This is a genomic window from Methanobrevibacter sp. (assembly GCF_017409525.1).
GTDB lineage: Archaea > Methanobacteriota > Methanobacteria > Methanobacteriales > Methanobacteriaceae > Methanocatella.
Genome location: NZ_JAFQSO010000018.1, coordinates 1 through 12,556 on the forward strand (window position 1 = coordinate 1; position 12,556 = coordinate 12,556).

Sequence of the window (12,556 nt, forward strand, 5' to 3'; positions counted from 1 at the left end):
ATCATTTTCATAATTATAATGAGTATTGCGGTCATAGCATGGGGGTTATACCTGGTCTCGTTTCGATCCCAGTAGTGAAGTCCTTTTGTGTTTTGTTTGTGTACTATGGTTTTCTATGGGAATTTCATTTCGCTGCAAGCTTTCTCTATTACAATTATTTAATTACTTCTTTTCTTGTTTTTTGATTATCTTTACTTAACTTAATACCGATATTGCACAATTTTAGGTGATTTTTTGAATATCCAAATATTAGATACTACTTTGCGCGATGGGGAACAAACTCCTGGTGTTTCTTTAACTACTAGTGAAAAATTTAGAATTGCTACTAAATTAGATGAAATTGGAGTAGATTTTATAGAAGCAGGTTCTGCTATTACTTCCGAAGGTGAAAGAGAGTCTATTAAAGAGATTACTAGTCAAGGTTTCAATGCTGAAATTTTAAGTTTTTCAAGACCGTTGAAGGGGGATATCGATTATTGTATTGATTGTAATGTAGATGCTATTAATTTAGTTGTACCAACTTCTGATTTACATATTGCTGAGAAATTAAAAGTCACTAGAGAGGAGCTTTTGGACTTATCTAATGATGCTCTAGACTACTGTAAGGACCATGATTTGAAAGTTGAATTATCTGCCGAGGACGCTTCAAGAAGTGATATTGATTTTTTAAAGTTAGTTTATGATAATGCTATAGATCATGGTGTAGATAGGATATGCGTATGTGATACTGTTGGTATTTTGACACCTGATTTGTCTTTTGAGTTATTTAATAAATTAAGTGGTATTGAAGTTCCAATAGCTTGCCATTGTCACAATGATTTTGGACTTGCTGTTGCAAATACACTATCTGCACTTAAAGGCGGCGCAACAGAAATTCACACCACCATTAACGGCATTGGTGAGAGAGCGGGCAATACATCATTTGAGGAATGTGTTGCTAGCATTGACAGATTGTTCCCTCAGTTTTCAACTAATATCAAAATCAATGAAATTTATGACATGTCTAAGTTGGTTGCCAGATTAACTGGGGTATATATTCAGCCAAACAAGGCAATAGTCGGGGAAAATGCTTTTGCTCATGAATCTGGAATTCATTCAGATGGAATTATTAAAAATTCTGCCACTTATGAACCTATGACTCCTGAACTTGTTGGAAGAAAACGTAAATTTATCATTGGAAAACATATGGGGACTCATGGTTTAAATAATAGATTAAAAGAGTTGGGTTTGAATGTTGACGATAATCAATTAAAACAAATCTGCGACAATATTAAAGTTTTAGCGGATAAAGGGAAAACTGTCACTGATGTTGATTTGCAGGTTATTGCCGATAATGTTTTAGAAATAAATCATGAGGACAGGATTAAGCTTGATGAGGTTACAATAGTGTCCGGCAATAAAGTGATGCCTACAGCATCTGTTAAGATAACTGTTGATGATGAACAGATTCTTAATGCTGGCGTCGGATTAGGTCCTGTTGATGCAGCAATCAATGCAATTAAATCTTTAGATATTTTTAAAGATATAGATCTGATTGAATATCACGTTGATTCTATCACTGGAGGTACTGATGCATTCATTGATGTAATTATTAAGCTCCAAAAGGCAGATAAGGTCGTATCTGCTCGCGGTACTGAAGCTGATATTATCAATGCTAGTGTTAAAGCATATATTGCGGGTGTCAATAGGTTACTTAGGGATTAGTGTTATCATGGAGATAGATAATTTAAAAATCTTGGGTTTTAATGCAACTGTTAGTTCAGTTGGTGAAACTTTAAGCCAGATTGATAATATTAAAGAGGATGGGGAAATCATCCAACTTCTAAATGCTGATGCAATAGCCGGCAAGAGTCATGTTGTCCATGGTGTTAATCAGGCATTTCTTGCTTTTGGGCGTGGTGAAAACCTAGCAAAGGATATCAGTGTTGAGATAGTACTTAGATGTTCCGCTCAAAGGCAAATTTCAAAGGCATTTGATATTTTAGGCCTTAAGGAAGGTAATATGAACCTTTGTGCTGTTTTAATTAATTGCAACGACTACACCTCCGAGTTGTCTTCAATATTTACTTTAGATGATAGTGTTTTAATTAGTGATGATGAAAAATTGATGGAAATCTATAAAATAAGTGACATTGAAGCTGAAAACATGTCTTTGGAGGATATCATAATCGACAGAATTACAAGACTCACTGTAGATTATTAATTTTTAACTCTTCTATTATCTTATCCAAATATTCTTTTTTGAGGCAACCATAATCAAGATTTTTTATTTCAACAGAAATTGCCTTCTGTTTTACGCGATTATAATTGGGGCATGTGGTTATGAATCCGCTTTTGTCGATTGGCAGTGCCTTTTTTAACTTCCATGAAATTTCTTTTGCATTGGCATGTGGAATAATTATATTCACTCCTCTTTTTTTACCATGGATGGTGTTGGTGATGTGTTTTCTTAGATGCTCTGTTGCATTTAATGTAACTTCAAGATTTTTTTCAACATTATCAAGCTCACTACATATACCACTACATACAATTTCATTAGTTTTGCTTAATTTTTGAGGCATAGGATTGTCATTAAAAATCTCTTCAATATTTGTGCTGATAAATCCTCCACTTCCAACATTAATCATTTTTGGCGAACCAGTTGATGCAAGAATGATGTCTGAGTATTTGCCGTTTCCAAGTTCATGTTTTTTATCTCCAATTCCGGCAGATGCATCTTCAATGGATATGATGCCATTGTTCTTACAATATTTTGAAATGTTTTTTGTGTCTTGCTCACCACTGTATCCTGCAAAGCTTGTAAATATCAATGCGGAGTTTTCATTTATTTCAAGATCATCTAAATCTTTCGGATTTATTATTCCCAAATCGGTTTTAAGTGTTATGATGTTTTTATTTAGAAATTTGGCAATTTGCTTGAAACCATGCCATCCCCCTTGATCCGGTACTATGATATCGCCTTCAATTGCAGACAGCGCAACAAAAATGCTGTTATTGCCGCTGGAAGTTATTTTCACGAATTCATGTGATGTTAAATTTTTGATTTTGTCATGGCATTTGCTTTCAAAATCATCTTCAATATTTCCCAGTGCAACTTCAGACATTATTTTTCGAGTTTCTTTTGAAGGGGTTTTAAATTTAAACATATTATTCACTTTTAAAGTACATGTCGAGTGTAGTTTGTTTTGTGTGAAGCATTTCATTTAGCAGGGTGCCCTGTTTTACATATCTGTTTATAGGTATTTTTAATTTTTCTCCGGAATACTTTAAACAGTCTTCCAAGGTTTCAAATTCCAAGTAAGGTCTCATCATAGCTTCTTTAATATTTTCCCTTACATTAAAAACGCCTAATGGGACATATCCGTCGTATGCTTCTCTTAATATAATCAAGCCAGATTGTTTTTTGATTTTTAAAAGGTAATCAAGAACTGCCATTTTTGCAGTATAATAGCATCCGCCAACTCTTGAGTATTCTTTTTTACCTCCATTGGTTTCATAATCTGAAAATATCAACTCTTCATTTTTCATTAATCTGATAAATGCTTCATACCATTCATATTGCCATTCAGTTGGTGTCAATATGATTATATAATAATTTTTAAGCGCTCCAAATTCGAATAGTCTATAGGTGTCCAGTCTTTCAAATTTTCTCACTTCTTTTAAAAATTCATCTGCCAATGTGGAATCGCATGCTGTGATGGACCAACGTGTTGGCACTAATTTTCTCTTGTTTTTTGTTCCAATGGCTCCAACTGAAAATGCTTTTTGCATGGCTGAGAATGGAACGTCCTTGTTGTGAAGGTTTAGGACAGCTTCTGTTGCCTTTAAATCAGTATCATAGAAAGTCTTTTCGAGCTGTTTGTCCCATCTCACAGCATCAATGTCAAATTTTTCAATGACGGCACTGGGGCCATGGGGCATGCTGTCTTCTGTAAGCAAAGATCCTGTCGGACGCTTTCCAAAGGTGGCTTCACTATCTATTGATTTTGATGCAAGGGATATGTCCTGGAGTTTTTCAACAAAAGGGTTTTCCAAATCATCAATTTTTATAAGCTGTTTTCCCCTTACAAGGTTCATTCTATAGTTGATGATTTCCTCTTGGGATTTATTTTGCCCAATCCATGATTCTGGAGAGTCCATGATATATGTGTCTCCCATTTGGGAACTCATCATGGGTCCTGCATAAACTTTTGGATAGGACCATCTTCCAATAAAAACTGATGGTGGAGTTGTTCCTTCCAGGTTTTTCCCAACTTTAACAGATTTCATTTGAATTTGTTCTGTTAATTTTGCAAGATATGCGTTTTTAGTTGTTTTCATGGTTTTAAAAAAAGTAAAAATAAATACTATTAATTAAAAATAGTATTTAACAGAATTCGATGGTTGCTGGTGGTTTGTCACTAATGGATAGTGCAACGTGAGTAACTTCAGAAATTTCGGAAGTAATCCTTTTGGAAATGGTTTGGACAACTTCCCAAGGAAGTTCCGCTACAGATGCGGTCATCGCATCAATGGAATTCACGATTCTAACTACAACCAAGTATCCAAAGTCTCTTTGGTCTCCTTTAACGCCTGTAACTTTTGTATCGGTCAGCACTGCAAAGTATTGCCATACTTCCTCGTCAATTCCTGCGGCTTCAACTTCATCGCAAACGATTTTGTTTGCTTTTCTGCAGATTTCAACATTTTCTCTTGTAAGTGCTCCAACAACACGCACTCCAAGGCCAGGTCCTGGGAAAGGTTGTCTGTATACTGTTGTTTTTGGAAGGCCCAATTCGTCACCGATTTCCCTTACTTCGTCTTTGTATAAATCGCGAATCGGTTCGCAGAGTTCCAATTCCATTCCGCTTGGAAGAGCCAAGTTGTGGTGTGATTTGATTTCACCTTTGGTTTCAATCCAGTCAGGTGCAATAGTTCCTTGAACTAAGAATTTAGCATCTGATTTTATTGCTTCTCTTTCGAACACGTCAATGAACACTTTTCCGATGATTTTTCTTTTTTCTTCAGGGTCGTCAACGCCTGCAAGCGCATCCATAAATTCATCAGAGGCGTCCACGAATTTGAAGTTCAATCTGTCTTTAAAGGTGTTGGTTACCTGTTCAACTTCACCTTCTCTTAAAAGGCCATGATCTACAAAAACAGCAGTTAAATTATCTCCAATAGCTTCTTGCACGAGCACTGAACATACGGAACTGTCTACTCCTCCAGATAATGCAATAATAGCTTTTTCATCACCGATTTGATCTTTGATTTTTTGAATTGCATCTTCAATAAATTCTTTTGGACCTAACATTTTATTCCTCGTCTTCTTCATAATCTTCAATAATTTGTTTAATCATAGCTTCAAGACCATTGTCATTTCCAGATTCAATAGCTTCTATGATGTCATCATATTTAACAAATTTTTCGAGTTTTACGGATTTTCCTCCTATTCCAGATATTCTAAATCCGTATTCTTCATCACCGATTGGTATGTTAACATATTTTCTTTTTAATCCAGCTTTGTTGTCTTGTGCTTTGGTTGCTAAATCTTCGGCATTATCAATCATTATTACACCTATTTTTGACAAATTTTATAAAAGTTTTCAAAAATTGTTGATCCTTTTGGAGTGTGATGTACTTCGGGATGGAATTGGATTCCATAAACATCTTTATCTTTATGTTTAAAGGATTCAACGTCACATAAGTTAGAACTAGCTAAGATTTCGAAATCTTCAGGGATTGTTTTCACTTCATCTTTATGGGAAGACCAAACATCCATTTCAGGTGCTAATCCTTCAAATAAGTTTTCATCGTTATTGATATTAATTTTCACTTGAGCATAACTTTCAGTATCTGAAGTGGTTACTTGTCCGCCATATGCCTTTGCAATTAGTTGGTGTCCAAGACAAATTCCTAAAATTGGCAGGTCAAAGTGCTTAATATACTCTTCACTATTGCCTGCACCTTCCAGTGAAGGTCCTCCACCCAATATCAATCCGACTGGATTTTCAGCTTCAATTTCTTCAATTGTCAAAGTGTTTGAAACTAATTTGGATGGTATTTTAAGATATTGTAAACTTCTTGCAATCCTATGATTATACTGTCCCTTATTATTTATAACTAATATTGTCATTTTATACTCCATGAAAATATAATGATATTATTTTTGGTTTTTTTATTTATTATAGTTATCTTATAATTGTTAAAAAAATAGTAAAGTTACTTGCAATTTCCTTAAGGTTTATATAGGATATGATATAAATGTGATGTACATGGAATTACAAGATTTAATATTTATTATAGTTGCTATTTTAATAGCCGTATTAGTATTGAAGGTATTCATGTGGTTATTGCCGGTTATTGTAGTTTTGATTATCGCATTTTTCATTTACATGTTCTTGAAAGAACGTTACGATTAATTTTCTTTTAAATCGAGGTATGCTGAAGTTGCGGCAACTGCACCTTCTCCGCATGCTACAACCCACTGCTTTAAACCAACACACACATCACCAATTGCATAAACATAGTCGATATTAGTTTTTTGATTTTTATCCGTGATTATATGGCCGGTTTCGTCCAGGTCGACTTCCAGTTGTTTTGCAAGTTCAGTATGTGGGATGTATCCGACGCTTATGAAAACGCCATTTGTAGGAACTTCTTTGACTTCACCTGTTTTTGTATCTTTAATGATCACGGACTCGACAAGCATTTCACCTTTGATTTCTTCAACTGTTGCGTTGAGAATTGTGCCAATGCCTTCTTTTTCAATCATGTCCTGCAGGTGTTTTTGGGCTCTGAATTCGTCCCTTCTGTGAACCACAGTCACATTCGCACCCAAGTTTTTAAGATAAATCGCTTCCTGAAGGGCGCTGTTTCCTCCGCCCACCATTATGACATCTCTTCCAGCAAAGAAAAATCCGTCGCAAGTTGCACAATAGCTGACTCCTTTGCCTTTGAAGTCCTCTTCGCCTTTCACGTTTAGATGTTGATGTGAGCTTCCGGTCGCCAAAATTATGCTTTTGGATTGGTATGTGTCTTTGGTGGTTTTAACTGTGAATCTGTATTCTTCGTGGGTTTTTGTTATTTCAGTTACCTCTTCCATTTCGTGCAGATCACAGTTTTTGATGGCTTGTGTTTTCATTTTTTCAATCAATTCCAAACCTGAAATGCTTTCAAAGCCAGGATAGTTTTCCATTTCCGGAACTTCACGTCCGATTCCCCCAGCCAGGTCTTTGTCAATTATTAAATTTTTTGTTCCTTGTCTTCCTGCATAAATTCCAGCAGTTAAACCGCCCGGGCCTGCTCCTATAATAATGATGTCATACTTTTCCATTTGCACTCCTCAAGAAATTCTGTAGTTAGAATTATTTATTGTCTAATTAAGATTTAAAATTATTGAATGAAATGTTAATAGATTCAATGGATGAATATGTCGATGTGTTTTGGGCAATGACTTTTAGATTGTTTGTATGGTGTTATCAAATTATTTTCATCATTCAAGTTAATCACTAAAATATCTATGTAAATATTATTAGTTTAAATCTTTTACTCATCTGAGCAAATGTAAAAAAAGTGAATATTAAGAGGGATTAACCTCTTAATCAAATGTTATTTTACTATAAATGTCATTCCGTTATGGGAGTGACTTTTTGTACTGCCGCATGCGGTACATTTGTATTTAACGGTAATTTTCATTGTTGTAGTGGACGGCAGATATGCATTTGAGGTAGGTTTATATTGGACCTTGTATTTTTTGGTCACTGACTTTTTGAAATAGACTGTATTTCCCACCTGTTTGATGTATGTGTCAATAGTGCCTGCATAAAACTTGGCCTTTCCATTTTTGTTTACTTTAACCGTATCAATGATTTTCACTTTACCGCTTGTAACAGGTTTTCCCGCTTTGGTTTTAACCACAACATAAAATGCCTTGTTGGAACCTCTGTAAACCACCTGGTCTTTGACGATTATTTTGGTCTCATCCCTTTTATTGATTTTTGCAGTTGAAACGGATTTGGCCGGGCTTTGATAGTTGGCTCCATTGAATGTTGCACTGTATTTGAAAGTTTTGACATTGTACAGTTTAATTGATACTTTGGCAACTCCATCTTTGACATTTGCAGTCAGTTTTTTACTGCCTATCTTGAATGTCACGGTACCTTCATTCACGTTTTTCCCTTCGCTTTGAACGGTTGCTTTTAAAACTGTTTCTGTACCTTTGTAACCGACCACTTTAGCGGCCTGAACGGTTACCGGCGCCTTTTGAATGACAATTGATTTTTTAACCGCAGCAGCACTTATATGGTCAAAATTTGAAGAAAATGTAACGGAGTGTGTTCCTGCACCCACAGGCGGTACGAATGAGATTTGACCTTGGGCATCAGTTATGGGATAATAGGTTTCGCCGTTGGAAAATGTGACTTTGGTCTGGATGTATTTGAGCGGCGCTTTGGTGTCCTTGTCTGTGAATTTGACAGTCATCACAGCTCCGGAATTATACTTTGAATTATAGTCGCTTGCGGTGATTGTCGCTGTTCCTTTAACCTTCAGAACAGCCCTGTCCAGAATATTGCCGTCATCATCATTATTCGCTGCAACCATAATATATGATCCAGGTGTGAGGAATTTTGCCGCAATTTTATAGTTGTGATTTCCGACGGTTTTGTCGCTGTAGCTTGAAATGAGGGCTGTTTTTTTAATCAGTTGCAGGTTCCCCTTTTCATCAATCTGGAAGAAGGCAAAATAGAAATTATATCCATTAACGCCCATTGTCTGGCAGGGGCTTAAATAATAGGTGATGGTTCCGCCGTTTGTTCCTGAAATTGTATAGCCATTGTCATTCAAATCAACGTTGTAAGACCTGAAAGGTGCGTCAATGGAGAGCACATCATCATCCTGAGGAATTGCCAGAACTTCCTCGTTTACGTCGTCTTCATCGGCAGCTATATCGTCATTACTCTTGATTATATTGCTTAAGTCATCAGAAATGCTTTCTATATCCCCAGCATCATCCGTCGCCACGACATCCGTAACGTTTTCCGCACTTGCTGATGAAATAGCGAAAATACTAATTATAAATAACATTAGTATATATACATATTTTTTGTTTAACATTTTTCATTTCCCCTAAATATTTTAAACATGAAAAATAATTTTTCGATGATTATAGTATAAATATTAAAGTATAAGTATTTTAAGAGTGTCCGCCAAAATTAAATTTTGGTAGAATTGTTTTTTGGGCATTTGAATGCATCTAATTCATAATCATATTCAAAGTGGTCTTTATGATATATTTCTGATATTTTTAAATTTTTCATGTTGGAGAATTGAAAAATCAGATTTTAAAAAAAGAGTTTTTTGGAAACTCCTATGAGTTTCCTTAAATTAATTTTTGAATTTCTTCACGAACGATTTTGTTAACCATGCCACCATCGGCTTTTCCTTTAAGCTGCTTCATGCACATTCCCATTAAAGGACCCATTGCACCCATTTGACGTTCTTTAACCATTCCCTCATTGTTCGCAACAATTTCGGCAATGATTTTAGCCACATCATCCTGGCTAAGCATGGTTAAGTTGTTTTTCTCGGCAATTTCGGCTATTTCAACATCTGGTGTTTTAATAGTTTCCACTGCAAGTTTTCTTACGCTATCCTTTGCTATTTTGCCCTCTGCTAAAAGAGTAAAGATGCCTTTAAAGCGGTCTAATGTTAAAACATTAACGTCATGACCTTCCCTTTTGATTTCTCTTAGGTCGTATGCAAGAAGTGAAGCAACCGGTGTGGCATCCACGTCAACTTCTTTCAATATGTCTTCGAACATGTCGGCTTCTTGCCTTTTGACAAGTTGTGTTGCCAAATCCTCACTTAATTTGTACTCTTCGATGATTCTGGCCTGTTTTACATCAGGCAATTCAGGCAAATTGTTTGCAATAGGTTTGACTCTGTCGGATGTGATTTTAAATAGAGGAATATCGGTTTCAAGATACATCCTGTTTGCAGTTGGAAGAGGTCTCATGTATTCGGTGTTCCCATCATCCAGAGCTTTTCTTGTCTCTTCCACAACACCTTCCAAACCTAGGTTAGCTCTTCTTTTGACTTCCTCTAAGGCTGAAATGGCTATGTCCTCATCATGAGCTACAATAATGAATGCATCATCTTCTCCAATGTTTAGGAAATCGTTTACCTTATCCACTTCTTCTTTGGTTATTCCATAAGCTGGAAGTTCATCTGAGTGGAAAATTCCGGAAACGCCACGTTTTTTAGCATAGCTTGCTATTTCAGTACCGAATCTTCTACCTGGCTGTACTTCAAGACCAATTAAACCGTTGAAACCTTTCAAGACTACAGCCTTAATTGTTTCAGCAGATTTCAAAATTTTGGATTGGGTATCTTCGAATAATTCATCCAAGGTGTGGATCTCTTCTAAAACTTCTGCGTTTCTTTTTTCAAGTTCTTCTTTGATGTCAATCAAAACAAGTTGCCTTTGAACTTCACGCTCCACAATCTCGCTCATCAAATCCAAGTCCTGAACACCTTTTATTTCTACACGTGCGCCCTTTGCAATGGAAATGTTCAAGTCTTGTCTGATTGTTCCAAGACCTCTTTTTACATTAGTACTTCTTAAAATTTGACCGAGCATGTATGCAACTTCACGGACCTGTTTTGGGTCATGCATTGAAGGGTCTGTTGTAATTTCTGCAAGTGGAATTCCCAATCTGTCCAATCTGAATTCGGTAAATCCATCTTGGGTTTCAATTCTTCTTGCGGCATCCTCTTCAAGACCCAAACTTTCAATAATGACTCTTCCATATGGAGTATCTAGGTAACCGTCAGTTGCAACCATACCTGTTCTTTGAAATCCTCCAGTGTTACTTCCATCAATAACCTGTTTTCTCATTGTATGGAATTCATCAACAATGTGCATGTTCATCAAGCAGGCTATTGTAATGCAGATATCTAGAGCTTCTTCGTTTAAGCTGTGTGGTGGTTCATCATCGTTTTCAACAAGACAGGTGTGTTTTTCAAAGTTTTCATATTTGAAATTAAGTCCTCTTAAGGATTCCTGCAATGCGGCTCTGTCGATTTCCCCAAGCTCAGATTGGGTTGGTCTTAGTTTTCTTTGAACTAATTCAGTATAATCATCATCAACAAGTTCTGTTTTACATGGGCAGAATAATTTGTGCTCACTATTTAATTGTTGGTGAATTTCAAGGCCCATCTTTAATCCTAATTCATTGTAATCCATATTAGCACCACCTTAGTTTAAGAAATCCTTAATTGAGGATTTTTCTCCAAATTCACCTGCAATATTCTTTTGCATAATTTCATTCACTTCTTCGCGTTCATCGCTTTGACCCAATGCCCAGCATAGTTTGACATATGCAGTTTCAGGAGTCATGTCAAGACCGGAAATCACTCCAGCATCAATAATGTTACGTCCGGTTGAGTAAACATTCATATTAACTCTTCCATAAAGGCACTGTGATGTCATAACGACTGGAATATTTTCATCTCTTGCTCTTTTAAATGAGTCGATAAGGTCATTTGGAACATGTCCAAGTCCAGTTCCTTCAATGACAAGGCCTTTATAACCTTTGTCAATGTGATATTCAATGTAATCATTAGATATTCCTGGGAAGCTTTTTATAAATCCTACTTTTTCCTCAATATCAGTATTCAATTCGAGTTCTTGAGATCCACGTTTGGTGTATGCATAATTCGGATTAACAGTAACTCTTTTGTTTTGGATTTTAGCTATCGGTTGGGCATTTATACTCCTGAAAGTATCTCTTCTTGATGTGTGCATTTTTCTTACTTTAGTTCCCTTGTGCAGGTAGGTGTACTCATCATTTAAGCTTCCATGCATACAAACACAGACTTCTGCGATATCTGATTTGGATGCAACCACTGAATCGATTAAGTTGATGTTGGCATCACTTGAAGGTCTGTCAGAACTTCTCTGCGCTCCAGTGATGATGATTGGCACTGGTGTTTTTAACATGAAACTTAATGCAGCGGATGTGTAATGCATTGTATCGGTACCATGGGCTATTACAACTCCATCAGCACCATTTGAAATGTCATTGGCTATTTCTTCTGCCGCTTTGACCCAGTATTCTGGTTTCATATCTTCACTTAGGATATTATATAATGCTTTCACGTTGTAGTTTGCATAATCTAATAATTCCGGATTGGCTTTTACAAGATCTGATGCTGTAAAGGCAGGATGCACAGCTCCAGTTCTATAATCGATAACTGATGATACTGTACCTCCAGTTGACACGATAGAGATATTCTGTTTTGATGGGTCATTTGGGATTTCAGTTTCGCCAAATCCAATTTTTGGTTTTTCTCCTTTTTCAACTAGCTCAGCAGTGGTATTTTCAATAGCCACTCCTATATTGTAACCGCTAGATAATTTTAAAACCAAGTATCCATCATCCGCATCTTCTGGCCGGTCAAGTAAAATACCAGTATAAGAGATGTCTTCCTTGTTGATTTTAATTGTGTCTCCTACACCTAAATTGTAATTTTCTATATATTTTTTAGCATTTTCTTTATAGGTCATCAAATC

The 12,556-nt window shown here is 36.1% G+C and carries 12 protein-coding genes and 1 rRNA gene; 4 read left to right on the forward strand and 9 right to left on the reverse strand.

The window, feature by feature from the left end:
• The first annotated feature begins 23 nt into the window (after positions 1–23).
• The 3 genes from rrf (at position 24) to cgi121 (ending at position 2,203) form a co-directional block, all read left to right on the forward strand.
• Positions 24–141: ribosomal RNA gene (gene rrf, locus IJE64_RS10025) — 5S ribosomal RNA — on the forward strand.
• A gap of 93 nt (positions 142–234) precedes the next feature.
• Entirely contained in the window at positions 235–1,704 is a 1,470-nt protein-coding gene (locus IJE64_RS10030; protein ID WP_292785416.1) for a (R)-citramalate synthase, read from the forward strand.
• Positions 1,705–1,711: 7 nt separating this feature from the next.
• Positions 1,712–2,203, forward strand: coding sequence for a KEOPS complex subunit Cgi121 (gene cgi121, locus IJE64_RS10035; RefSeq protein ID WP_292785418.1), 492 nt, complete (start codon positions 1,712–1,714; stop codon positions 2,201–2,203).
• Here cgi121 and IJE64_RS10040 read toward each other — a convergent pair.
• From IJE64_RS10040 to IJE64_RS10060, 5 genes are read right to left on the reverse strand one after another with little or no spacing between them, the layout of a single operon-like run.
• Positions 2,187–3,146, reverse strand: coding sequence for a DegT/DnrJ/EryC1/StrS family aminotransferase (locus tag IJE64_RS10040; RefSeq protein ID WP_292785420.1), 960 nt, complete (start codon positions 3,144–3,146; stop codon positions 2,187–2,189). The two genes, cgi121 and IJE64_RS10040, sit on opposite strands and share 17 nt — an antisense overlap.
• 1 nt (position 3,147) lies before the next feature.
• Positions 3,148–4,320, reverse strand: a complete 1,173-nt coding sequence (locus IJE64_RS10045; RefSeq protein WP_292785422.1) for a hypothetical protein — start codon at positions 4,318–4,320, stop codon at positions 3,148–3,150.
• Positions 4,321–4,366: 46 nt separating this feature from the next.
• On the reverse strand, positions 4,367–5,293 hold the full coding sequence (gene guaA, locus IJE64_RS10050; protein WP_292785424.1) for a glutamine-hydrolyzing GMP synthase: 927 nt from the start codon (positions 5,291–5,293) through the stop codon (positions 4,367–4,369).
• Between the two features lies 1 nt (position 5,294).
• Positions 5,295–5,549, reverse strand: coding sequence for a hypothetical protein (locus IJE64_RS10055; protein WP_292785426.1), 255 nt, complete (start codon positions 5,547–5,549; stop codon positions 5,295–5,297).
• 8 nt (positions 5,550–5,557) lie between these two features.
• Positions 5,558–6,115: a GMP synthase subunit A gene (locus IJE64_RS10060; RefSeq protein ID WP_292785428.1), complete on the reverse strand. Its 558-nt coding sequence runs from the start codon at positions 6,113–6,115 to the stop codon at positions 5,558–5,560.
• 139 nt (positions 6,116–6,254) lie between these two features.
• On the opposite strand from IJE64_RS10060, the gene IJE64_RS10065 reads away from it, so the two are divergent.
• Positions 6,255–6,401, forward strand: a complete 147-nt coding sequence (locus tag IJE64_RS10065) for a hypothetical protein (RefSeq protein ID WP_292785430.1) — start codon at positions 6,255–6,257, stop codon at positions 6,399–6,401.
• Here IJE64_RS10065 and trxB read toward each other — a convergent pair.
• From trxB to gatD, 4 genes are all read right to left on the reverse strand, one after another.
• Positions 6,398–7,315, reverse strand: a complete 918-nt coding sequence (trxB, locus tag IJE64_RS10070) for a thioredoxin-disulfide reductase (RefSeq protein WP_292785432.1) — start codon at positions 7,313–7,315, stop codon at positions 6,398–6,400. The two genes, IJE64_RS10065 and trxB, sit on opposite strands and share 4 nt — an antisense overlap.
• Positions 7,316–7,590: 275 nt before the next feature.
• Complete coding sequence (locus IJE64_RS10075; protein WP_292785434.1) at positions 7,591–9,096, reverse strand: Ig-like domain-containing protein; 1,506 nt, start codon at positions 9,094–9,096, stop codon at positions 7,591–7,593.
• A 265-nt stretch (positions 9,097–9,361) separates the two neighbouring features.
• A complete protein-coding gene (gene gatE / locus IJE64_RS10080; protein ID WP_292785436.1) occupies positions 9,362–11,227 on the reverse strand; it encodes a Glu-tRNA(Gln) amidotransferase subunit GatE in 1,866 nt (621 codons plus the stop codon).
• A gap of 12 nt (positions 11,228–11,239) precedes the next feature.
• Entirely contained in the window at positions 11,240–12,550 is a 1,311-nt protein-coding gene (gatD, locus tag IJE64_RS10085; RefSeq protein ID WP_292785438.1) for a Glu-tRNA(Gln) amidotransferase subunit GatD, read from the reverse strand.
• Between the last annotated feature and the right edge of the window lie 6 nt (positions 12,551–12,556).

Coding starts and splice junctions, on each gene's coding strand:
- cgi121 (WP_292785418.1), top strand. CDS start 1,712: ATGGAGATAGATAATTTAAAAATCTTGGGTTTTAATGCAACTGTTAGT.
- IJE64_RS10040 (WP_292785420.1), bottom strand. CDS start 3,146: ATGTTTAAATTTAAAACCCCTTCAAAAGAAACTCGAAAAATAATGTCT.
- IJE64_RS10045 (WP_292785422.1), bottom strand. CDS start 4,320: ATGAAAACAACTAAAAACGCATATCTTGCAAAATTAACAGAACAAATT.
- guaA (WP_292785424.1), bottom strand. CDS start 5,293: ATGTTAGGTCCAAAAGAATTTATTGAAGATGCAATTCAAAAAATCAAA.
- IJE64_RS10055 (WP_292785426.1), bottom strand. CDS start 5,549: ATGATTGATAATGCCGAAGATTTAGCAACCAAAGCACAAGACAACAAA.
- IJE64_RS10060 (WP_292785428.1), bottom strand. CDS start 6,115: ATGACAATATTAGTTATAAATAATAAGGGACAGTATAATCATAGGATT.
- IJE64_RS10065 (WP_292785430.1), top strand. CDS start 6,255: ATGGAATTACAAGATTTAATATTTATTATAGTTGCTATTTTAATAGCC.
- trxB (WP_292785432.1), bottom strand. CDS start 7,315: ATGGAAAAGTATGACATCATTATTATAGGAGCAGGCCCGGGCGGTTTA.
- IJE64_RS10075 (WP_292785434.1), bottom strand. CDS start 9,096: ATGTTAAACAAAAAATATGTATATATACTAATGTTATTTATAATTAGT.
- gatE (WP_292785436.1), bottom strand. CDS start 11,227: ATGGATTACAATGAATTAGGATTAAAGATGGGCCTTGAAATTCACCAA.
- gatD (WP_292785438.1), bottom strand. CDS start 12,550: ATGACCTATAAAGAAAATGCTAAAAAATATATAGAAAATTACAATTTA.